The sequence below is a fragment of the Variovorax sp. GW821-FHT10B04 genome (assembly GCF_059415645.1).
In genome coordinates this window covers 141,709-163,002 of sequence record NZ_JBWKNQ010000002.1, presented here as the reverse complement: position 1 = coordinate 163,002, position 21,294 = coordinate 141,709, and the positions used below count along the sequence as shown (strand labels likewise).

Here is a 21,294-nt window from a genome sequence, read left to right as displayed (position 1 = left end):
GCCCCGGTGACGTCCCGCACCGGGCGATTCAATAGTGCGGCGGCAGCTCGTCGCGCAGGCTGCGCGGGCCGCCCGGTCCGCCGTCCGGCACTTGCTGGCGCAGCTGCAGCACCTGCTGGACCAGGCTGTCGATCTGCTGCTGCTGGCGGTAGATCGTCATGTTGAGCTGGTCGAGCAGGTCTTCGGTGTAGCTCGTCTTGATCTCCAGGTCGTTCAGGCGGCGGTCGATGTCGTGCGGGTTGTCCATGGCGCTATTGGACACCGTCACCCACGGCCTTCAATCGGCCGCGGCCAGGATGTCGTGATAGCGCCGGTCGAAATAGATCAGCCCGTGCGCCTCGTGCGCGGTCTCGACGGCCGTCACTTCGCAGAACAGCACGTCGTGCGTGCCGACGCTCACGCTGCGCACCACGCGGCAGTCGAAGGACGCGGACGCGCCGACCAGCATCGGCGAGCCGGTCGGGCCGGTTTCCCAGCGGCCGTTGGCAAAGCGTTCGTCCATCGGCGTCTTGCCGCCGAACACGCCCGACAGCGCCTGCTGGCCTGCCGCCAGCACGTTGACGCAGAGCACGCCGTTTGCCTGGAACGCCGGGTACACCGATGCGCTGCGGTTCAGGCAGACCAGCAGCGTCGGCGGCTCGTCCGTCACGCTGCACACGGCCGAGGCCGTGAAGCCCGCGCGGCCCGCCGGGCCGTCGGTCGTGATGATGTTGACGGCCGCGCCGAGCCGCGACATCGCGTTTCGGTAGTCGGCCTTGGGCGGTGCCGCGACCGGGGTGTCGACGGGCACGTCGGCAGGGGCGAGGGCGTTCAACATGGATCGATGCTCCGGAAAGGCGCGCAGCCGGTGCGCGCCGGGCGTGCCGCTCAGGCGAGCTGGCAGGCGTCGTCGAAGGCCAGGCGCGGCAGGCGGCCGAAGACCTTCGAGGCGTCGCCGTGGCCGAGGTTGATGAGGAAGTTGGCGGTCCAGGTGGTTCCGGCGAAGAACTCGGCGTTGACCAGGGCCTTGTCGAAGCCCGACATCGGGCCGGCGTCCAGCCCCAGCGAGCGGGCGGCGAGGATCAGGTAGGCCGCCTGCAGCGTGCCGTTGCGGAAGGCGGTTTCATGCGCGACTTCGGCGCTGCCGGTGAACCAGCTGCGGGCGTCGGCATGCGGGAACAGCTCGGGCAGCTTGTCGTAGAAAGCCGTGTCCCAGGCGACGATCGCCGTCACGGGCGCGCTCATGGTCTTCTCGAGGTTGCCGGCCGACAGCGCCGGCTTCAGGCGTTCCTTGCCCTCGGGCGTGCGCACGAACACGAAGCGCGCGGGCGAGCAGTTGGCCGAGGTCGGGCCCATCTTGACGAGGTCGTAGACCTGCTGGAGCAGTGCGTCCGAGACCGGCTCCGCGGTCCAGCCGTTGTGGCTGCGGGCTTCGGTGAAGAGGGTTGCCAGGGCGGCGGCGTCGAGCGTGTGCGTCATGCGATTTCTCAGCGGTTTTTCAGGGGTTGCCCATCTTGGCGAGGAAGGCGAGCAGGGTGGCGTTGAAGGTGTCCGCATCCGTGACGCTGTGCGCGTGGCCGCCATGCGGAACATGGTCGAGTATCGCGGCTGGCAATTCCTCGGCCAGGCGGCGGGACATCGTCCAGGGCACCAGCACGTCGTCCTCGGCCGCCGCGACCAGCGTCGGCACGGCGATCCGGCCGAGCTGCGCGTCGACGTCGAAGGCGCGCAGCGCGCCGATGCGCGCGCGCATGTTGGCTTCGCCGGGGAAGTGCGCGAAGGCGTGGTCGACCTCGGCCTGCACCTCGTCGGCGTGCGCGGCGCACCAGTCCGCCGGGTACAGGAAGATCGGCTGCGCCTCGACATATGCGCGCGGGCCGACCGCGCCCAGCAGCGCGAGCCGCGCGTCGAAGCAGCGTGCCGAATGCGGATTGGGCTTCGACCAGGCATTGACCAGCACCAGCCCGGCCACGCGCGCCGGCGCGTCGAGCGCCAGCTGCAGCCCCACCAGGCCGCCCAGCGCATGGCCGATCAGCACGCACCGCGCGGTGTCGGTCGCGTCGAGCACCTCGACCACGTCGCGCGCCATGTCGGCGACCGTGTAGCCGGCCTGCAGCGCCTCGGGGCTGCGGCCGGTGCCGCGCTGGTCGTACGCGACCACGCGCCAGCCCGCGGCCACCAGTGCCGGGATCTGCGGCTTCCAGAAATTCGCCGAGCCGCCGAGGCCCGAGGACAGCAGCAGCGTCGGCGCACCGGCCTTCGCCTGGCCGTGGACTTCGTGATGGAGCGTCGTCATGAAAGATTCAAGTTTGGACAGGGAACACCGCGGAACCGGCTTTGCCGGGCCGCTGGTGTTGCCCCCGGAAGGGGGTTGGCAAAGCGACACGCAGTGCGCGAAGCCTGGGGGAGAGTCAAGTCCTCACCGCGGAACCGGCTTTGCCGGGCCGCTGGTGTTGCCCCCGGAAGGGGGTTGGCGAAAGCGACACGCAGTGCGCGAAGCCTGGGGGAGAGCCTATTTCGCGAGGTGGGCGATGGAGGCGATTTCGACGAGCGCCTCGGGCTTCACCAGACCGCACTGGATGCAGTAGCGCGCCGGCTTCACGCCCGGGAAATATTCGGCGTAGACCGCGTTGACCTTCGCGTAGTCGGCCCAGTCCTTGATCATGATCATGTTGAAGGTCACGTCGTCCATCGTGCCGCCGGCCGTGGTGATCACGCTCTTGATGATCTCCAGCACGTGGCGCGTCTGCGCGGTCGCGTCGCCGACGTGGACCACGTTGTTGTCCTTGTCGAAGGGCAGCGTGCCCGACACGTAGACCACGCCGTCGGCCATGGTGCCGGGCACGAAGGGCGCGATCGGGGTGGTGGTTCCGGGCGGGATGATGGCTTGCTTGGGCATGTGCGTCCTCGTGAATGGAAATGGATCGGTCGGCGGGAAGGAAGGGCGAAGGAATTCAGGCCGCGGTGGCTTCGGCCGTGGCGGCAGCGGGTGCGGCCACGACGGCGAGCGACGGCGCCACCGTTTGCACGAAGGCGTCGACGTTCGACACCCAGCCGAAGAAGGTCTCGACGTTGTAGACCGCCGCTTTCTGGATCGCCGCGCCGCCGAGTTCGTGCGTCGCGTCTTCCAGCATCACGGCGAAGTATTCGAGGTGGAAGGCGTCGCGCAGCGTCGATTCCACGCACACGTTGGTGGCGATGCCGGTGAACACCAGGTTGCGGATGCCACGGGTGCGCAGCGTGCTGTCGAGCGTGCTGTTGAAGAAGCCGCTGTAGCGCGTCTTCGGGATCACGATGTCGCCGGCCTGCGGCTTCATCTCGTCGATGAGTTCGTAGTCCCAGCCGCCCTTGGCGAGGAACTTGCCCTGCAGCTCGGGCTTCTTGCGCATCGTCTTGAGCGCGTTCGACTTGTACCAGTTGGGCGAGCCGGGGCCGCCCGCTTCGACGTAGCCGGCGTCCCAGCCGTTCTGCAGGAACACCACCAGGATGCCCGAGGCACGCGCCGCGGCGATGGCGCGACCGATCGCCGAGATGGTGCCCTGCGCACCCGAGATGTCGAAGCCGGCCGAGTCGACGTAGCCGCCGATCGAGGCATAGGCGTTCTGCATGTCGACCACGATCAGCGCGGTCTGCGCGGCCTGCAGCGCGACCGGTTCGGGTCGCGCCGGCAGCACCAGCGGGGCCGGCGCGCCGGCCGGCGTGGGCACGCCGACGGGGGTGGTGGAGGTGATGGTCGTGTTCTTGGGCGTGGTCATGATCGGTACCGGTTGGCGTTCAGACGGTCGGATGGCGAATGGCAAAGGGTTCAGGCGGCCAGGGCTTCGGCCTGCACCTGCGACGGCACCGGCGTGTCGGCACCGGTGCGGCTCTTCATGAGCGGCTGGATGTGCTCGCCGAAGGCCTCGATGCCCTTCACGAAGTCGTCGAAGGTCAGCAGCACGCCTTCGGTGCCGGGCACCTCGGCCATTTCGTCGAGCATGCGCGCGACGTGGGCGTAGGAGCCGACCAGCGTGCCCATGTTGATGTTCACGGCCGATGTCGGGTCGGCCATCTGGCGCACGTTGGTGTCGGTGCCCGACCTGGTGTCCGCGGCGGCCTGGCCGCCCAGCCAGGCGATCGCTTCCTGGTCGGCGCCGGCCTTGTAGTGTTCCCACTTGGCGCGCGCGGCCTCGTCGGTCTCGTCGGCGATCACCATCACCAGCACGTAGGTCGTGACGTGGCGGCCGGTCTTCCCGGTGGCCTCGATCAGCTTTTCGGCGGACGGCGCGAAGGCCTTGGGCGTGTTCACGCCCTTGCCGAAGCAGAAGTTGTAGTCGGCGTACTTCGCCGAGAAGTCCATGCCCGCATCGCTCGATCCGGCGCAGATGACCTTCATGTCGGCCTGCGGCCGCGGGCTCAGGCGGCAGTCCTCCATCTGGAAGTGCTTGCCCTTCAGGTCGGACTTGCCGGTCGTCCACAGCTCGCGCAGCACCTGCACGTACTCCGACAGGTATTCGTAGCGGGTGCCGAAGAACTGGTCGCCGGGCCACATGCCCATCTGCGAATATTCCGGCCGCTGCCAGCCCGTGACCAGGTTCACGCCGAAGCGGCCGTTCGAGATCGAGTCGATGGTCGACGCCATGCGGGCCACGATGGCGGGTGGCATCACCAGCGACGCCGCGGTCGCGAAGAGCTTGATCTTGGTCGTGACGGCGGCCAGGCCGGCCATCAGGGTGAAGGACTCGAGGTTGTGGTCCCAGAACTCGGTCTTGCCACCGAAGCCGCGCAGCTTGATCATGGAGAGCACGAAGTCCACGCCGTAGTGCTCGGCCTTCAGTGCGATCTCCTTGTTGAGCGCGAAGCTGGGCTTGTACTGCGGTGCGTTCTCCGACAGCAACCAGCCGTTGTTGCCGATGGGGATGAAGATGCCGACGTTCATGAGGCTCACCTGGGTCTGGGTGGAAAAGGTGCCGAAACCCCTGCGGGCCGACGCTGCCTCAGCTTTAGCATCTAGCGTGCCAGAAGAAAATATTCTTTGATATCAATGAGTTGTATCAAGGGAGCGGCAATTGTTGGACCAAATGGTCCAATTCGGAACATCTGGACCATCGGCGCGGTCGCGCGCTGGTGCATGCGCCGCGTGCAAATGGTGCGCACGGGCGTCGAACGAGAAAAAGCCCGCCGGCCGATGCGGGCGGGCGGGCTGTCTCGATATCGGCCGGGTCGGCGCGCCTCAGCTCGGCGGCGCCGAAGGTTCGGGCAGCTCGATCTTCACTTCCAGCACCTCGAGGTCGTCCTGGCGCTCCAGGTTGACCTTGATGTCGTTCGGATTGATCGACACGTACTTGGAAATCACGGCCAGCAGCTCGCGCTGCAGGTCGGGCAGGTAGTCCGGCCGCTTCTTGCCGCTCAGGGCGGAGCGCTCGTGCGCCAGGATGATCTGCAGACGCTCCTTTGCAACGCTTGCCGTGTTCTTCTTTTCGCCCAGGAGAAAGGAAAGGAAGGACATGGCTACTTGCTCCCGAAGATGCGCTTGAAGAAGCCGGGCTTCTCGGCGTCCACGAAACGCATCGGCCGCGTTTCGCCCAGGAAGCGGGCGACCACGTCGGTGTAGGCCTCGGACACGTCGGTGCCCTTGTCGTGGATCGCCGGCACGCCCTGGTTGGATGCGTGCAGCACGGTTTCCGATTCCGGGATCACGCCGATCAGCGGAATGCGCAGGATGTCCTGGATGTCCTCCAGCGACAGCATCTGGCCGCCCGCGACCCGGCTCGGGTTGTAGCGGGTGATCAGCAGGTGCTCCTTGATCGGCTCGCCGCCGGACTTGGCGCGGTGCGTCTTGCTGCCCAGCATGCCCAGGATGCGGTCGGAGTCGCGTACCGACGAGACTTCGGGGTTGGTCACGATGAGCGCCTCGTCCGCGAAGTGCATCGCCATCATCGCGCCGGTCTCGATGCCGGCCGGCGAGTCGCAGACGATGTAGTCGAAGTCCATCGCGGCCAGATCCTTCAGCACCTTCTCGACGCCGTCCTGCGTCAGCGCTTCCTTGTCGCGCGTCTGCGAGGCTGCCAGCACGAACAGGTTGTCGCACTGCTTGTCCTTGATCAGCGCCTGGTTCAGGTTGGCTTCGCCCTGGATCACGTTGATCAGGTCGTACACCACGCGGCGTTCGCAGCCCATGATCAGGTCGAGGTTGCGCAGGCCGACGTCGAAGTCGATCACGGCTGTCTTCTTGCCCGCCAGCGCGAGGCCCGACGCGAAGCTGGCGCTGGTCGTCGTCTTGCCGACGCCGCCCTTGCCCGAGGTCACCACCACAATTTTGGCCATGGCCATTCCTTCTTCGTTGTACGTTGTTCAGTTATTGGTCTGCAATGCTCTGCATTTGCCCCGAGGGCACATCATGCAATCGCATCCATCACGAGTTTCTGGCCGTCCAGGCGGATCTGCACCGATTTCCCGGCAAGCGTCGAGGGCAGGTCGACTTCCGAGGTGCGGTAGATCCCGGCGATCGCCACCAACTGCGCTTCCATGCAGGTGGTGAAGATCCGCGCCTCGGTGTTGCCGCGCGCCCCGGCGATCGCCTTGCCGCGCAGCGGTGCGTACACGTGCACGTTGCCGTCGGCGATCACTTCGGCGCCGAAGCTCACGACCGCCGTCACGATCACGTCGCCGCCGCGCGCATAGACCTGCTGGCCGGAGCGCAGCGGCTTGTCGATCAGCAGCGTGCCGTTGGCCGGCACCGGCACTTCGCGCACGACCTGCGGCGCCGGGCTGGCCGGCAGCGGCCGGGGGCTCGGTGCGGGCGCCGAGGGCATCGGCGCCAGGGCGAGCCCGGCGGCGCGCGCGGCCTGGTGCTGCGCGTCGCTGCCGCCGCGCACGGCGATCGGCTGGGTCTGGTGGCGCGCCAGCAGGCTGCGCAGCGCCGGGAAGTCGATGTCGGCCGCTGCGGCGTCGTCCTGCAGCAGCGACAGGTCGATCACCATCGGCTCCTGCTCGAAGAAGTCGGGCGAATCGGCGAGATGGACGTCGAGCGCCGCCGCCAGCACGCCGAGATCGGTGGTCCTGAGGATGACCGCGATCAGCGGCAGCGTGGCGCTCTTGAACTCGAAAACCACCTTGGAGCGCGCAGAAGCATCGGCCATGGAAAAGGATCGTGCGAAAAGCGTGGGAGTCTAACGGTCGGCCATGCACTCTCCCGTGCGGCCGGCCGCGCCTGCAACGCACTGTCACACAAAATGTGCCGCCGCGGTGCGCTTCGGCAGGCCCGTCAGTGCTTACTTGCGCGGAAGAAGGATCGCCATCGTGATGCGCGACACGCAGGTCATGTCGCCGGCGTCGTTGCACATGTCGATCTGCCAGACCTGGGTGGTGCGGCCACGGTGGACCGGGCGCGCCGTGCCGGTGACCCAGCCCTGCGTGGCGGAACGCAGGTGGTTGGCGTTGATGTCCAGGCCGACCGCCTGGTGGTCTTCGGGCGAACTGTAATAGGCGCCCATCGAGCCGAGCGTCTCGGCCAGCGTCACCGAGACGCCGCCGTGCAGCAGGCCGAAAGGCTGGACGGTGCGCTTGTCGACCGGGACGCGGGCGCGCAGGAAATCGTCGCCGATCTCGACGAATTCGATGCCAAGACGTTCGACCGCCGTGTCCGCGCTGTGCGCGGCAATCAGGTCGAGCGAGATGGGCTTTTGCCAGATGGCCATGGAAACTCCGGGGAAAGAATGGCAAAACTATAGCGAGGCGCGTGCCATGGGGGCAGGCGAGCGGCGCGCTCGCCGACATCCCGGCCGTCGCCGGCCGCTAAGCTCGAAACCTCTATGACATCTCCACAACGATGGGTGATCCGGATCGGCGCAGGCCTGGTGGCGCTCGTCGTCATCGCGGCAGGCGTCGGCTGGTGGCTGATCCCGAGCGACGCACAGCTGGCGACGCGCATCGAGCAGACCTTCGAGCAGCGCCTGGGCGTCGGCCTGAAGGTCGGGCGCGTGCATTGGCAACTGGCGCCGCTGCCGCGCATCGAGATCGACGACATCGCGACCGTGCAGGACGAGCCGATCACCGTGCGGCGGCTGGTGCTGCTGCCCAGGCTGCTGCCGCTGCTGTCGCGCCGCATCCAGGCCGACGCGCTCGAGGTCGACGGCGTGCTCGCGCCGCGCGAGTCGGTGCGGGCCTTCCGTGGCCGCTTCGAGGAAATGACCACCACCGCCAAGGACGGCCAGGGCCGCTGGCGACTGGCCGAGATTCCGTTGGGCCGCCTGCGCTTCGACGACCTGACCTGGAGCGACCGGCGCGACATCCAGCTCGCCTATGACGGCGACATCGTGTTCGACCCGCAATGGCGCCCGCGCACGGCCGAGATCAACCGCAACGCCGTGACGCCGCCGGCCCGGCTGCGGCTCGAGCGGGAAGGCGAAGCCGACCGCTGGCGCACCTTCGTCGACGTCGGCGGCGGCACCTGGAACGGCAGCACCCAGCTGCAGACGGCTGCGGACGGCAAGCTGCTGCTCACCGCACAGCTGGAGCCGAAGAACATCGACATCGAGTTGCTGGTGCAGGCGTTCGGTCGCCGCACGCCGGTCGCCGGCAAGGTGTTCGGCCAGACCGAGCTGCGCGCCGAGGCCGACAAGATCGGCCAGCTCTGGGGCCATCTGCACAGCCGCACGCAGTTCACGGTGCGGCCGGCCAGGCTGACCCGCTTCGACCTGCAGAAGGCGATCAGCACGGCCGGCACCAGCCGCGGCGGGCAGACGCCGCTCGATCAGCTCACCGGCACGCTCGACACGCAGAACACCGACGACGGCACGCGGCTCGACTACACGAACCTCAAGGCGCGCTCCGGCGTGCTGACGGCGAGCGGCGACGCGCACATCTTCAACCGCCGGCTGTCGGGCGACGCGGCGGTCGACATCGTCGACGGCGTGGTCGGCGTGCCTTTGAAACTCGGCGGCACGCTGGCCGAGCCGGAGCTTTCGCTGACCGGTGGCGCGCTGACCGGCGCGGCCGTCGGCACGGCGGTGCTGCCGGGCGTGGGCACCGCGATCGGCGCGCGCATCGGCCAGCAGATCGAGCGGCTGTTCACCGACAAGGAAGGCGCCAGGCGCGCCGCGCCGAAGCGGCCGCGGCCCTGACAGCCAGCCGCGCCGCCGGGGGCGCCTGCATCGGTCCCGCAGGGGACATGGTCGGGACATTCCCGCTGACAACCGGCCGGTCCGCGTCCTAAGCTTGCCGCCATGACAGCCCCCAACGTCCCCCAGATCCGCCTCTATCAAGACTGGCTGCGCGAGCGGCACGGCATCGCCTTCGATTCGTACGACGCGCTGTGGCGCTGGTCCGTCACCGAGCTCGACACCTTCTGGCAGAGCATCTGGGACTATGCCCGCATGCATTCGCCCACGTCGCACACGGCCGTGCTGGCCGACGGCCGCATGCCGGGCGCGGTCTGGTTCCCGGGCGCCCAGGTGAACTACGCGCACGAAGTGCTGCGCCATGCCGATGCGGCCCACGCGGCCGGCATGCCCGCGATCGTGAGCGACAACGAACGCGGCGAGGTGCGCGAACTTTCATGGCCCGAGCTGCGCCGCCAGGTCGCTTCGGTCGCACTGGCGCTGCGCGGCCTCGGCGTGCAGCGCGGCGACCGCGTCGCGGCCTACCTGCCGAACGTGCCGGAGACCATCGTCGCCTTCCTGGCCTGCTCGAGCCTGGGCGCGGTCTGGAGCGTCTGCGCCCCCGACATGGGCACGGCCGCCGTGGCCGACCGCTTTCGCCAGATCGAGCCCAAGGTGCTGATCGCGGTCGATGGCGTGCATTACGGCGGCAAGGCGCTCGACCGCAGCGCCGTCGTCAACGAACTGCGCGCCGCGCTGCCGAGCGTGCAGAAGCTGCTGCTGATCGGCACGCCCTTCGCCAGCGCGACGGTGCCGGCCGAACTCGGCTGGGCCGAAGCCACCGGTCGCGACGACGCCGGGACCGCCGCCTTCACGCCCGAATGGCTGCCCTTCGACCACCCGATGTGGATCCTCTATTCGAGCGGCACCACCGGCCTGCCCAAGCCGATCGTGCATGGCCAGGGCGGCGTGATCGTCAACATGTACGCCTGCGGCCTGCACAACGACGTCGGCGCGAGCTACGGCGCCAACAACTTCGGCGAGCGCTACCACTGGTACAGCTCGACCGGCTGGGTGATGTGGAACTCGCAGCTCGCCGGCCTGGCCTTCGGCGCGACCATCGTGCTGTACGACGGCCACCCGGCCGGCAGCAAGGAGCGGCCGGACTGGGGCGTGCTGTGGCGCTTCGTCGCGCGCCATGGCGTCACCTTCTTCGGCGCCGGCGCCGCCTATTTCGCGAACTGCATGAAGGCCGGCCTGGCGCTGGCCGACTGCGGCGACCTGTCGCGCGTGCGCGCACTGGGCAGCACGGGTTCGCCGCTGGCCGAGGACGTCCAGCGCTGGGGTTCGGCGCAACTGGCGACCGCCGGTGCGCCCGACGTCTGGTGGTGCAACATCTCCGGCGGCACCGACTTCTGCGGCGCCTTCGTCGGCGGCAACCGCGAGCTGCCCGAGGTGCCCGGCCAGATGCAGTGCCGGCAGCTCGGCGCCGCGGTCGAGGCCTGGAACGAGCAGGGCCAGCCCGTGATCGGCGAGGTCGGCGAGCTGGTCTGCGTGAAGCCGATCCCGTCGATGCCACTCTACCTCTGGGGCGACGAGAACAACGCGCGCTACCTGTCGAGCTACTTCGACACCTACCCCGGCATCTGGCGCCATGGCGACTGGCTGCGCATCGGCCGCGACGGCGGCTGCGTGATCTACGGCCGCAGCGACGCGACCATCAACCGCCAGGGCCTGCGCATGGGCACCAGCGAGATCTACAGCGCGGTCGAGGCACTGCCGGAAGTGATCGACTCGATGGTGGTCGACCTCGAATACCTGGGCCGCGACAGCTACATGCCGCTGTTCGTCGTGCTGCGCCCCGGCGTGGCGCTGGACGACGCGATGCGCGCCAAGCTCAACGCGGCCATCAAGACCTCGCTGTCGCCGCGCTTCCTGCCCGACGACATCTTTGCGGTGGCCGAGATTCCACGCACGCTGTCGGGCAAGAAGCAGGAGCTGCCGATCAAGAAGCTGCTGCTCGGGCAACCGATCGAGCGCGTGGTCAACCGCGAGGCGATGGCCAACCCGGGCAGCCTCGACTGGTTCGTGGCGCTGGCACGCCAACGTACCCTTGAGGCAAGTCAAGCTGCCTGAGGCGATGCCCCGATAGCCTGCGGTCTTCACTCAAGGAGATCCGCATGGCTGTGCTGGAATGGTCGGACGCACTGTCGCTCGACCTGCCGCTGATGGACGACACCCATCGCGAATTCGTCGACCTGCTCGCACGCGTGGAACACGCCGACGACACCCGCCTGCTGGCCGAATGGCGCACGCTGATCGACCACACGACCGATCATTTCGGCCGCGAGGACGACTGGATGCGGCGCACCGGCTTCGCGTCCACCAACTGCCATGCCCTGCAGCATCGCGTGGTCCTGCAGGCGATGCGCGAGGGCCTGGACGCGGGCCGCAGCGGCCGCACGGCGCTCGTGCGCGAGATGGCGCGCGAACTCGCGCCGTGGTTCGTGCACCATGCGCAGACCATGGATGCCGCGCTCGCGCTGCACATGCGCGGCGTCGGCTTCGACCCCGTGACCGGCGACCTGCGCATGCCGCAAGCGCTGCCGGCGCAGCCGTTGACGGGCTGCGGCTCGGCGGCCTGCGACAGCTCAGTCCGCGTACAGGAAGCCGCCTGAGGCCTGCTTGACCGGGTAGATCTCGATCCGGCTCACGTTGACGTGCGGCGGTGCCATCAGCGCATGGCAGACCGACGCCGCCAGGTCCTCGGGCTGCAGCGTTTCCTTGCTCAGGAATTCCTTCGCGCGCTCCGGGCCGATCGAGTTCATGAAGGCCTCGGTCGCGACGCGCCCGGGCGCCACTTCAGTCCAGCGCACGCGGCTGCCGAGCGTGTCGAGCCGCATCACGTCGAAGGCATGCGACACCGCGGCCTTGGCCGCCGAATAGAGCGCCGAGCCGCGCATCGGGTAATGGCCGGCCATCGAGCCGATCACCACGATGTGGCCGCGGTCGCGCGCCAGCATGCCGGGCAGCAGCAGCCGGTTGAGGTGCATCACGGCGCGCAGGTTCAGGTCGAGGATGCGGTCGATCTCGTCCGGCGGATAGTCCTGGATCGGGCTCTGGTGCGAGCCGCCCGCGTTGTTCACCAGGATGTCGATCTCCAGGCCGTCCAGCGCAGCGGCGCAGGCCTGGCGGTCGGTGATGTCGAGCACGTGCGGCACGCAGCCGGTGCGTGCCGCGAGCTCCTGCAGGCGGTCGCCGCGGCGCGCCACCGCATGCACCGTGAGGCCGGCCGCGGTGAGCGCCTCGACCGTCGAGGCGCCGATGCCGCTGGAGGCACCCGTGACGAGCGCGGTGCGGTAGCCGAGGGAAGGGGGAAAGGACATGGATTTCTCCGGAGTGGAAGGCGGTGGCGGTGCGCTCAGGCGGCCGGCGGCAGGAAGGGTTCGCCCAGCGTCTGCATCAGGCGGTTGGCCCAGGCGAACATCGCGACCGCATGCGTCGCGTCGGCGATCTCCAGGTCGCTCAGGCCGACTTCGCGCAGCGCGGCGATGTGGGCCGGCGTGGCGCTCGGCGGCGTGGTGGTGAGCGCCGCCGCGTAGTCGGCAATGGCACGCAGCCGCGGCGGCATCGGCGCGGCCGGGCCCTCGGCCAGCAGCCCCTGCATCGTCGGCAGGTCCTTCGCCAGCTGCACGAACAACCGCGCGTGCACCGACGCGCAGTACGGGCAGCCGTTGATGCGCGACTCCACCACCGTCGCGAACTCGCGTTCGGCGCGCGACAGGCCCTTGGTGCCGTACATCACGGCGTTGAAGAGCAGCGAGCGCTCCAGCAGCGCAGGCGCGTCGTGCACCAGCGTCAGGTAGTACTGCGACTGGCGCGCGCTGCGGTTGCTGGCGTCGAGCACCGCGAGCTGCTGCTCGCTGCAGTCTTCCAGCGGCACGGCTTCGATCCAGGGCTTCCAGTCCTGCACGTCGAGCGTGAAGTTCATGCGGCGCTCCCTTCCAGCAGCGCCAGGCCGGCCACCACGCGCACCTGGTAGGCGACGAAGGCGATCAGCTGCGACAGCGTGACGATCGCCGCGGCGCTCAGGCCGGCAGCGGCCAGCGCCTCGAGGTGTGCGGGGCGTGCGGCGATCGGCTCCAGCGTGAGCATGTCGGCATGGGCCAGCATCGCCGCGGTGCGGACATCGAGCCCGTTGCCGGCCGGGCCGGCTGCGGCCGCATCCATGGTTGCCGTCGCCATGCCGAGTGCGGCGAGGCGCTCGCGGTGCAGTGCCACCAGCGGCGCGCAGGCATGCAGCGTGGCCACGCGCAGCGCGACCATCTCGCGCTCGGTGCGCGACAGCGCGCTGGCGTCGGCGGGTTCGAGCAGTGCGTCGAAACTGCCCTGGCTGTGCTGGCGCACGGCGGGGCGCTGCAGTCGAAGCTCGCTCAGGAAGGAGCCGGGCTGCAGGCCCATCAATCGGTCGATCACGTCGTCGGGTGAGGTCATGGCGTCAGGTGGAGTGGGAGCGGTCGGGTTCGGGCGGTTCGGTTCAGGTCGGCGAGGGCGACGGTATGGCCACGGTGGCCGGCACCAGCTTGGCCTCGGGCACGTCGTAGGCGAGGAACTCGGCACAGAAGCGTTCCGCGTCCGCCAGGTAGAAGTCGCGCGTGATGCCGCGCACCAGCCGTTCGGTGCCGTGCGCCATGCCGTTGATGCCGAGGCCGATCGGGCCCATGCTGGGCAGCGCGCCGCCGTTGAACATGTGGATGTTGGCGATCTCCGGGCACTGGCCCGGCGTGCGCTCGGTCAATTCGAAGCCGGCACCCAGGAACGGGAAGCGGCCGATGGCCGGCGACGCCTCGTCGGCCGGCGGCTGGAAGCGGTCGCTCCACAGCGCCACGTGCGGCAGCACGGCCGACAGCTCCGCCCGGCGCGCGAGGTTGGCCGCGAAGCCGGTGCCAAGGATCACGAAGTCCGCCGTGTGCGTGCCGGTGGGCGTGAACAGTTCGATCTTCCCGTCGTCGCGCAGGCCGACGTCCTCCCAGGCCGACGCGAAGTGCATGTGGAAGTTCGGGAAGGCGGTGGTGCGCAGGAAGGTGTCCGGCGGCGGCGGCATCGGGCTGGCGAAGATCTTTCGCATGAAGCGCCAGCGCGTCAGGCTGTCCATCTCGGCGAAGTGCCGGTACAGGCCTTCGAACTCCATGAAGCGCGCGCTGTTCATCTCGGGCAGCGCGGCACGACGCATGTAGAGGTCGACGCGCGCCGCGCCGGCTTCCAGCGCGGTGGCCGCGTTGTCGAAGGCCGATGCGCCCGCACCCAGCACGGCCACGTCCTTGCCTGCGAGCGCCGCGAAGTCGATCTGCTCGGCGCTGTGCGCCCAGCGCTCGCGCGGCAGCTTCTTCTCGACGAAGGCCGGGATGTTGCGGCCACCGGCGCCGGTGCTGCCGGTCGCCAGCACGACCTTGCGCGTGAGGATCTGCGCCGGGCCGTCCGCGCCGCGCACCGTCAGGCGCAGCAGGCCGTCGTCGGGCTCGATGCGTTCCAGCCGGGTGCCACTGCGCGTGGGGATCGCCAGCGTCTCGCGCAGCCAGCCCAGGTAGGCCATCCACATCTGCTTCGGGATGCGCACCAGCGCCTCCCACGCCGCGGCGCCGTGCTGCGCCTCGTACCAGCTCTGGAAGGCGAGCGCCGGCACCTTGAGCGCCGGCCCCGGCAAGGTCTTGATGGTGCGCAGCGTGATCATGCGGGCGTAGGTCACCCACGGGCCTTCGCGGCCCGCGGGGTTCTCGTCGAGCACCAGCACGTTGGGGATGCGTGCCTGCTGCAGGCCCGAGGCCGCGGCCACGCCGTTCTGGCCGCCGCCGACGATCACGACGTCGAGCACGGGCTGGCCATCGCGTTCGCGTGGCGGCACCCATTCGCGCGGCGGGTAGTCGAACAGGGCAAGCTCGTGGCGCGCCTGCTGCGCGAGCCGTTCCAGCGCCGCGGTCGCCGGGCTGTCGGTCGGGAGAGCTGTGGTGGGGTTCAAGAGGTCCTCCGTTCGCTGGGGACCACGACCGAGCCGGGTCCCAGATGATGTCCGCCGTCGACGCGCACGAGTTCGCCGGCCAGGTGGCGGGCCGACAGCGCGACCCACACCACGACCTCGGCCACGTCGTCGGGCGTCGCCGCGTGCTTCAGCGGTGCGGCCGCGGTCTGCGCGGCGACCAGCGCCTCGAAGCGCTCCGCACCGATGCCCTTCAACAGCCAGTCGTTGGCGATGAAGCCCGGCACCACCGCGTTGACGCGCACGGCCGGCGCCAAGGCGCGCGCCAGTGTCAGCGTCAGGTTGTTCAGCGCCGCCTTCGACGCCGCATAGGCGATCGAGCTGCCGGTGCCGGCCAGCGCGGCGGTCGACGAGATGTTGACCACGCTGCCTGCGCCGTTCGCGCGCAGCCAGGGTGCCGCGGCCCGCGTCATCTGGAACGGGCCCATCAGGTTCACGTCCAGCACTTCGCGGAACACGTCCGAGTCGAGCGCCTCCAGGTCGTCGTGTGGGATGAAGCGCGTGATCGCCGCGTTGTTGACCAGCACGTCGATGCGGCCCCAGGCCGCGCCGACCTCGGCGGCGATGCGCCGGCAGACGGCATCGTCCGAAAGGTCGCCGCTGACCGCGGTCGCCTCGCTGCCGGCCGCCAGGCAGTCGGCGACCACCGCGGCCGCCTTTACGGCATCGTGGCCGTAGTGGACGGCAATGCGGCAACCCTCGGCGGCCAGCTGCCGCGCGATGGCGGAGCCGAGTCCGCCGGTTGCGCCCGTGACGAGCGCGACCTTGCCTGCGTGCCTGCCGTTCACTGGACGACCTCCGCGTAGTGGCATGAAGCCCAGGTGCTGGCGTCGAGCTGGCGCAGCAGCGGCGCCTCGCTGCGGCAGCGTTCGGTGGCGCGCGGGCAGCGCGGATGGAAGCGGCAGCCCGGCGGCAGGTCGAGCTGGCTCGGGATGTCGCCCTGCACCTCGTTGCCGAAGTCGGCCGCCCGCTCCGGGTCCGGCACCGGCGAGGCCGCGACCAGCGCCTGCGTGTATGGATGGCGCGGCGCCGCGTGCAGCGTGCGCCGGTCGCCGATCTCGACCACCTGGCCCAGGTACATCACGAAGATCCGCGTGCACAGGTGCGCGACCACGGCCAGGTCGTGGCTGATGAAGAGATAGGCCAGCCCGAGTTCCTCGCGCAGGTCGGCCAGCAGGTTCTGCACCTGCGCCTGCACCGACACGTCGAGTGCCGACACCGGCTCGTCGCAGATCAGCAGCTTGGGCGACAGCGCCAGTGCGCGTGCAATGCCGATGCGCTGGCGCTGGCCGCCCGAGAACTCGTGCGGAAAGCGCTCGCGCCATTCGGGCTTCAGGCCGACGCGTGCCATCAGCTCGGCACTGCGCTGGCGGCGCGACGCGGCGTCGCCGACGCGGTGCACCAGCAGCGGCTCCTCGATGATCCGGCCGATCGTGAGCCGCGGGTTCAGCGAGGCGAACGGGTCCTGGAAGATCATCTGCACGTCGCGCCGGTGCGGCAGCCAGCCGCGGTGCGACAGGCCGACCAGCTCCTGGCCCTGCAGCTGGATCGAGCCGCCATCGGCCTGCTCCAGCCCGATGATCGTGCGCGCCAGCGTCGACTTGCCGCAGCCCGATTCGCCGACCAGGCCGACCGATTCGCCCGGCGCGATCTGCAGCGAGATGCCGTCGAGCGCGGTCAGCGTGCGGTCGCCCACCGCGAAGCGCTTGACCACGTTGTCGACCTTCAACAGCGGCGTCATGCGGCTTCCTCCTGTGCCACGAAGCACGCGACCGAATGGCCGGGCGCGAGCTCGACCATCTCGGGCCGGGCCTCGCGGCAGGCCGCGACGGCGCGCGGGCAGCGGTCGTTGAAGGCGCAGCCGGCCGGCCGGTAGCGCGGGTCCGGCACCGTGCCAGGTATCTCGTTGAGGCGGCCGGTCGCGCCGGCCACCGGCATCGCGCGCAGCAGGCCCTGGGTGTAGGGGTGCAGTGGCCGGCGGAACAGGTCGCGCACGGCCGCATGTTCCACGGTGCGGCCCGCGTACATCACGGCCACGCGGTCGGCCACCTGCGCCACCACGCCCAGGTTGTGCGTGATCAGCAGCACGCCCGCATTGCTCTCGCGCTGCAGCTCGCGCAGCAGCCGCAGCACCTGCGCCTGGATGGTGGTGTCGAGCGCCGTCGTCGGCTCGTCGGCGATCAGGATGTCGGGCTGGCAGGCCAGCGCGATCGCGATCACCACGCGCTGGCGCATGCCGCCCGACAGCCGGTGCGGGAAGTCGCGCACCTTGCGCTCGGCATCGGGAATGCGCACCCGCTTGCACAGCGCGATGGCGCGTTCCCAGGCCTGGTCGTGCGTCAGGTCCTGGTGTTCGCGCAGCACCTCGACGATCTGCTCGCCGATGGTCAGCACCGGGTTGAGCGAGGTCATCGGCTCCTGGAACACCATCGAGATGCGGTTGCCGCGGATGCGGCGCATCTCGCGTTCGGGCAGCGTCGTGAGGTCGATGCCGTCGAGCGTCAGCGCGCGCGCCGTGAGGCTGGCACCGCGCGGCGGCAGCAGCCGCATGATGGCCAGCGCCGTCACCGACTTGCCGCTGCCCGATTCGCCGACGAGCGCCAGCGTCTGGCCGCGCTCCACCGACAGCGTGACGCCTTCCACCGCGAGAAAGCGCTGGCCGTCGCGCGTCAGCGTGACGTTGAGGTCCTGAATGTCGAGTGCGGCCATCAGCGTTGCAGCCTCGGGTTGAGCACGTCGTTGAGTCCTTCGGCGACGAGGTTGATCGACAGCACCGTGAGGATGATCGCCACGCCGGGGATCGCGCACAGGTACCAGGCGGTGCGCAGCGAGTTCCGGCCGTTGCCGATCATGCTGCCCCAGCTCACGACGTTGGGGTCGCCCAGGCCGAGGAAGGACAGGCCGGCTTCCATGAGGATGGCGCTGGCCATCATGATCGACGCGGTCACGATGACCGGTGCCAGGCAGTTCGGCAGGATCTGCGTGAGCACGATGCGCAGGTGGCTCATGCCGACCGTGATGCACGATTGCACGAACTCGCGGCGGCGCAGCGACAGCACCTCGGCGCGCACCAGCCGCGCGAGGCTCGGCCAGGACACCGCCGCGATCGCGAAGGTCACGGTGCCGAGCGAAGGCTGCAGCACCACCACCAGCACGATCAGCAGCACGAAGCTGGGGATGGTCTGGAACACCTCGGTGAGCCGCATCAGCAGGTCGTCGATGCGCCCGCCGACATAGCCCGCCGTGGCGCCGATGCCGACGCCCACGAGCAGCGCCACGAAGGTGGCCGAGAAGCCGACCGCCAGCGACACGCGCGCGCCGTGCACGATGCCGGCGGCCACATCGCGGCCCAGCGTGTCGGTGCCGAGCGGCGTGGCCGCGTCGTGGCCGGGCCAGGTCAGCGGCTGGCCGACCATCTCCAGTGGGTCCTCGGGGTAGATCGCCGGTGCCAGCAGCGCGCCGGCCACGATGAGCAGCAGGAACACCAGGCCGGCGAAGGCGAGGCGCCGGCGTGCGAAGTCGCGCGCGAAGCGCAGCCAGCGCGGCATCGGCGCCTTGGGCTCGTGCGCAGCCGGTACGGCGGCAAGCGTGGATGCGGGCTTCATCAGCGCACCTCGATGCGCGGATCGAGCCGTGCGTACAGCAGGTCGACCGCGATGTTGATCAGGATCACCAGCACCGCGCTGGCGAGCACGATGCCCAGCAGCAGGTTCAGGTCGCGCGACAGCACCGCGTCGAAGGCGAGTCGGCCGAGGCCGGGCCAGCTGAAGACCATCTCGACCACCACGGCGCCGCCGAGCAGCGAGCCGACCTGCACGCCGAGCATCGTGACCATCGGCAGCATCGCGTTGCGGAACACATGGCGAAAGCTCACGCGTGCCGCGCTCAGGCCCTTGGCGCGCGCCATGCGCACGTAGTCCATCTCCTTGACCTCGAGCACCGATGCGCGAACCAGCCGCGTGTAGACCGCCATGTAGAACAGGCCCAGCGTGATGGTCGGCAGCAGCGCATGCGCCGCGACGTCGCGCACGCGCGCCCAGCCGCTCAGGCCGGCGCCGACGCTCTCCATGCCGCCGGTGGGCAGCCAGCGCAGCGTGACCGAGAACAGCACGATCAGCATCAGGCCGAGCCAGAACAGCGGCGTCGCATAGGACATCAGCGAGAACACCGCGATGACGTTGTCGGTTGGCGAGTTCACGCGGCGCGCAGCCAGCATGCCGAGCCCCGCGCCCACCGTCACCGCCATGCCGATGGCCGCGACCATCAGCAGCAGCGTGGCGGGCAGCCGCGACATCAGCAGGTCCGCCACCGACATGCTGTTGCGCCCCGACCAGCCGAGGTCGAGCTGCGCGAGCCGCAGCAGGTAATGGCCCAGCTGCATGTAGAGCGGCTGGTCGAGCCCGAACTGCGCGCGCAGCTGCGCGACGTAGGTCGCGTCGCTGCCGCCCGATTCGCCGGCGAGGATCTCGGCGGCATCGCCCGGCGCCATGTGCAGCAGCAGGAAGTCGAGCACCGCGATGCACACCAGCACCACGAGCCCGTGCAGCAGCCGCCGCCCGAGGAAGCGCAGCAGCGGTGGAGGTCGTCCGCGCATCGGTCCTCAGCTCGCGAGGCTGACGCCAGCGAAGCTGTCGTGCGCGCCGTAGGGGCTGGTGATGAGGTTCTTCACGCGGCGGTTGAGCAGCGTGAAGTAGTTGATGTCGCCGATCGGAATGTTCGGCAGGTCGGTCATCACGATCTTCTGGAACTCCGCGAACTGCGCCTTTCGCTTGGCCGGATCGGTCTCGACCTGCGCGGCTTCGAGCAGCTTGTCGACCTCGGGGTTGGCGTAGCCCGACCCGTTGGAGAACACCACGCCCTTCTGGATGTTCTTCGACCAGTAGAAGCGCTGCACGCCCATGGTCGGGTCGGTCAGGTTGAAGGCGATGAAGTTGGTCGTGTCGAAGTCGTAGTCGGTGTAGACGCGCTTGTAGTAGCCCGCGAAGTCCTGGTTGCGCACCTCGACCGCGATGCCGATGCGCTGCATCGCCGCACGGAAGTAGTCGCCGGTGCTGCGGTAGTGGTCGCCGCCGGGCAGCGGGTCGTGCGTCATGCGGAAGCGCACGCCGTCGGCACCGGGCTTCAGGCCGGCCTCGTCGAGCAGCTTCTTCGCGATCTCGAGGTCGTACTTGTAGCTCGGCACGTCCTTCGAGTAGTACTGCACCATGTCGGCCGAGATCGGGCCGGTCGACGGGCGTCCGAAGCCGTACCAGATGTTCTTCAGCATGAACTCGCGGTTGAGCGCATGTGCGATGGCGCGACGCACGCGCACGTCGTTGAACGGCGCCTTGCGCAGGTTGAACTCGATGTACGCCATGGTGGCCAGCGCCTCGGTGCCCTTCTCGGCGATCTCCAGGTCGGGCAGGCTGCCCAGGCGCTTGGCGTCGGCCAGCGCGACCGGCATCGCGCCGCCGACGTCGACCTCGCCCGACTCGAACGCCGCCGAGCGGCCGGCCGGGTCGGGAATGATGCGCACGACGATGCGTTCGAGCGGCTTCTTGGTCTTGTCCCAGTAGTCGGGGTTGCGTTCCAGCGTGATGAACTGGCCGCGTTGCCACTCGACGAACTTGTAGGGGCCGGTGCCGACGGGCGCGACGTTGGCCGGATTGGTCATCAGGTCCTTGCCCTCGTACAGGTGGCGCGGCAGGATCTGCGACTCGATGCCCGCGAGCGCGTTCATCACGTAGGGCGCCGGCTTGGTGAAGCGCAGCACGGCGGTCAGCGGATCGGGCGTGTCGACCTTCTCCAGGTTGGCATAGGTCGAGCGGCCACGCGGGTGCGCGACCTTCCAGACGCTCATCGCCGAGTAGGCCAGGTCGGCCGAGGTGAAGGGCTTGCCGTCATGCCACTTCACGCCGGGGCGCAGCTTGAAGGTGAGCGAGAGGCCGTCGGCGCTCAGCAACCACGATTCCGCCAGTTCCGGCTTCGGCTTGAAGTCGAAGCCGTAGCTCACGAGGCCGTCGAACATCTTGCCCGACAGCAGGTAGATCTGCCCCGACGAATTGAATGCACCGGTCAGCATCACGGGCTCGGGCAGCGTGATGCGCAGGGTGTTCGCCTTGCCCGGCGTCTGGGCCAGTGCCTGGCCGGCGATCGTGCTGCCCAGCGCCAGGGCGCCGCTGCTGACCATCAGGGTTCTGCGCGACAGATCGGTCATGCGTA

24 protein-coding genes are annotated in these 21,294 nt (G+C 69.3%); 3 read left to right on the top strand and 21 right to left on the bottom strand.

The genetic code is table 11. The features are described 5' to 3' along the window. Positions 1 to 28 precede the first annotated feature (28 nt). From AC07PZ_RS05845 to AC07PZ_RS05795, 11 genes are all read right to left on the bottom strand, one after another. On the bottom strand, positions 29 to 247 hold the full coding sequence (locus AC07PZ_RS05845; protein ID WP_495294549.1) for a SlyX family protein: 219 nt from the start codon (positions 245 to 247) through the stop codon (positions 29 to 31). Between the two features lie 30 nt (positions 248 to 277). Continuing rightward, positions 278 to 817, bottom strand: a complete 540-nt coding sequence (rutF, locus tag AC07PZ_RS05840; protein ID WP_495294101.1) for an NADH-dependent FMN reductase RutF — start codon at positions 815 to 817, stop codon at positions 278 to 280. 50 nt (positions 818 to 867) lie between these two features. Next, positions 868 to 1,458 (bottom strand): malonic semialdehyde reductase, encoded by a 591-nt coding sequence (locus AC07PZ_RS05835; RefSeq protein ID WP_495294100.1) that lies wholly within the window; start codon positions 1,456 to 1,458, stop codon positions 868 to 870. Between the two features lie 19 nt (positions 1,459 to 1,477). Beyond that, on the bottom strand, positions 1,478 to 2,275 hold the full coding sequence (rutD, locus tag AC07PZ_RS05830) for a pyrimidine utilization protein D (protein WP_495294099.1): 798 nt from the start codon (positions 2,273 to 2,275) through the stop codon (positions 1,478 to 1,480). A 216-nt stretch (positions 2,276 to 2,491) separates the two neighbouring features. Further along, positions 2,492 to 2,878 (bottom strand): pyrimidine utilization protein C, encoded by a 387-nt coding sequence (gene rutC, locus AC07PZ_RS05825; protein ID WP_495294098.1) that lies wholly within the window; start codon positions 2,876 to 2,878, stop codon positions 2,492 to 2,494. 55 nt (positions 2,879 to 2,933) lie between these two features. After that, complete coding sequence (rutB, locus tag AC07PZ_RS05820; RefSeq protein WP_495294097.1) at positions 2,934 to 3,734, bottom strand: pyrimidine utilization protein B; 801 nt, start codon at positions 3,732 to 3,734, stop codon at positions 2,934 to 2,936. 50 nt (positions 3,735 to 3,784) lie between these two features. Beyond that, positions 3,785 to 4,897 (bottom strand): pyrimidine utilization protein A, encoded by a 1,113-nt coding sequence (gene rutA, locus AC07PZ_RS05815; RefSeq protein WP_495294096.1) that lies wholly within the window; start codon positions 4,895 to 4,897, stop codon positions 3,785 to 3,787. A gap of 294 nt (positions 4,898 to 5,191) precedes the next feature. Next, positions 5,192 to 5,467 (bottom strand): cell division topological specificity factor MinE, encoded by a 276-nt coding sequence (gene minE / locus AC07PZ_RS05810; protein WP_495294095.1) that lies wholly within the window; start codon positions 5,465 to 5,467, stop codon positions 5,192 to 5,194. A gap of 2 nt (positions 5,468 to 5,469) precedes the next feature. Beyond that, entirely contained in the window at positions 5,470 to 6,285 is an 816-nt protein-coding gene (gene minD, locus AC07PZ_RS05805; protein ID WP_495294094.1) for a septum site-determining protein MinD, read from the bottom strand. A 71-nt stretch (positions 6,286 to 6,356) separates the two neighbouring features. After that, on the bottom strand, positions 6,357 to 7,100 hold the full coding sequence (gene minC / locus AC07PZ_RS05800) for a septum site-determining protein MinC (protein WP_495294093.1): 744 nt from the start codon (positions 7,098 to 7,100) through the stop codon (positions 6,357 to 6,359). A 132-nt stretch (positions 7,101 to 7,232) separates the two neighbouring features. Further along, positions 7,233 to 7,658, bottom strand: coding sequence for a hotdog fold thioesterase (locus tag AC07PZ_RS05795; protein ID WP_495294092.1), 426 nt, complete (start codon positions 7,656 to 7,658; stop codon positions 7,233 to 7,235). A 114-nt stretch (positions 7,659 to 7,772) separates the two neighbouring features. Here AC07PZ_RS05795 and AC07PZ_RS05790 point away from each other — a divergent pair, with 114 nt between their 5' ends. The 3 genes from AC07PZ_RS05790 (at position 7,773) to AC07PZ_RS05780 (ending at position 11,737) form a co-directional block, all read left to right on the top strand. Beyond that, complete coding sequence (locus tag AC07PZ_RS05790) at positions 7,773 to 9,083, top strand: AsmA family protein (protein WP_495294091.1); 1,311 nt, start codon at positions 7,773 to 7,775, stop codon at positions 9,081 to 9,083. 102 nt (positions 9,084 to 9,185) lie between these two features. Further along, a complete protein-coding gene (locus AC07PZ_RS05785) occupies positions 9,186 to 11,195 on the top strand; it encodes an acetoacetate--CoA ligase (RefSeq protein ID WP_495294090.1) in 2,010 nt (669 codons plus the stop codon). A gap of 44 nt (positions 11,196 to 11,239) precedes the next feature. Then, the gene (locus tag AC07PZ_RS05780; RefSeq protein ID WP_495294089.1) at positions 11,240 to 11,737 is read left to right on the top strand and encodes a hemerythrin domain-containing protein; all 498 of its coding nucleotides are present in this window, start codon (positions 11,240 to 11,242) and stop codon (positions 11,735 to 11,737) included. Here AC07PZ_RS05780 and AC07PZ_RS05775 read toward each other — a convergent pair. From AC07PZ_RS05775 to AC07PZ_RS05730, 10 genes are read right to left on the bottom strand one after another with little or no spacing between them, the layout of a single operon-like run. After that, a complete protein-coding gene (locus AC07PZ_RS05775) occupies positions 11,711 to 12,445 on the bottom strand; it encodes an SDR family oxidoreductase (protein WP_495294088.1) in 735 nt (244 codons plus the stop codon). The genes AC07PZ_RS05780 and AC07PZ_RS05775 overlap by 27 nt on opposite strands. A gap of 35 nt (positions 12,446 to 12,480) precedes the next feature. Next, complete coding sequence (locus AC07PZ_RS05770; RefSeq protein ID WP_495294087.1) at positions 12,481 to 13,050, bottom strand: peroxidase-related enzyme; 570 nt, start codon at positions 13,048 to 13,050, stop codon at positions 12,481 to 12,483. After that, positions 13,047 to 13,553: a CMD domain protein gene (locus tag AC07PZ_RS05765; protein WP_495294086.1), complete on the bottom strand. Its 507-nt coding sequence runs from the start codon at positions 13,551 to 13,553 to the stop codon at positions 13,047 to 13,049. The genes AC07PZ_RS05770 and AC07PZ_RS05765 overlap by 4 nt, the downstream gene beginning before the upstream one ends. Before the next feature lie 43 nt (positions 13,554 to 13,596). Next, complete coding sequence (locus tag AC07PZ_RS05760) at positions 13,597 to 15,075, bottom strand: NAD(P)-binding domain-containing protein (protein ID WP_495294085.1); 1,479 nt, start codon at positions 15,073 to 15,075, stop codon at positions 13,597 to 13,599. After that, on the bottom strand, positions 15,072 to 15,881 hold the full coding sequence (locus AC07PZ_RS05755) for an SDR family NAD(P)-dependent oxidoreductase (RefSeq protein ID WP_495294084.1): 810 nt from the start codon (positions 15,879 to 15,881) through the stop codon (positions 15,072 to 15,074). Before AC07PZ_RS05755 ends, AC07PZ_RS05760 begins: the two co-directional genes overlap by 4 nt. After that, positions 15,878 to 16,834, bottom strand: a complete 957-nt coding sequence (locus AC07PZ_RS05750) for an ABC transporter ATP-binding protein (RefSeq protein WP_495294083.1) — start codon at positions 16,832 to 16,834, stop codon at positions 15,878 to 15,880. The genes AC07PZ_RS05755 and AC07PZ_RS05750 overlap by 4 nt, the downstream gene beginning before the upstream one ends. Beyond that, positions 16,831 to 17,802: an ABC transporter ATP-binding protein gene (locus AC07PZ_RS05745; protein ID WP_495294082.1), complete on the bottom strand. Its 972-nt coding sequence runs from the start codon at positions 17,800 to 17,802 to the stop codon at positions 16,831 to 16,833. The genes AC07PZ_RS05750 and AC07PZ_RS05745 overlap by 4 nt, the downstream gene beginning before the upstream one ends. Then, positions 17,802 to 18,698 (bottom strand): ABC transporter permease, encoded by an 897-nt coding sequence (locus AC07PZ_RS05740; protein WP_495294081.1) that lies wholly within the window; start codon positions 18,696 to 18,698, stop codon positions 17,802 to 17,804. The genes AC07PZ_RS05745 and AC07PZ_RS05740 overlap by 1 nt, the downstream gene beginning before the upstream one ends. Beyond that, positions 18,698 to 19,687, bottom strand: coding sequence for an ABC transporter permease (locus AC07PZ_RS05735; RefSeq protein WP_495294080.1), 990 nt, complete (start codon positions 19,685 to 19,687; stop codon positions 18,698 to 18,700). The genes AC07PZ_RS05740 and AC07PZ_RS05735 overlap by 1 nt, the downstream gene beginning before the upstream one ends. Before the next feature lie 6 nt (positions 19,688 to 19,693). Then, complete coding sequence (locus AC07PZ_RS05730; RefSeq protein WP_495294079.1) at positions 19,694 to 21,289, bottom strand: ABC transporter substrate-binding protein; 1,596 nt, start codon at positions 21,287 to 21,289, stop codon at positions 19,694 to 19,696. Positions 21,290 to 21,294 lie beyond the last annotated feature (5 nt).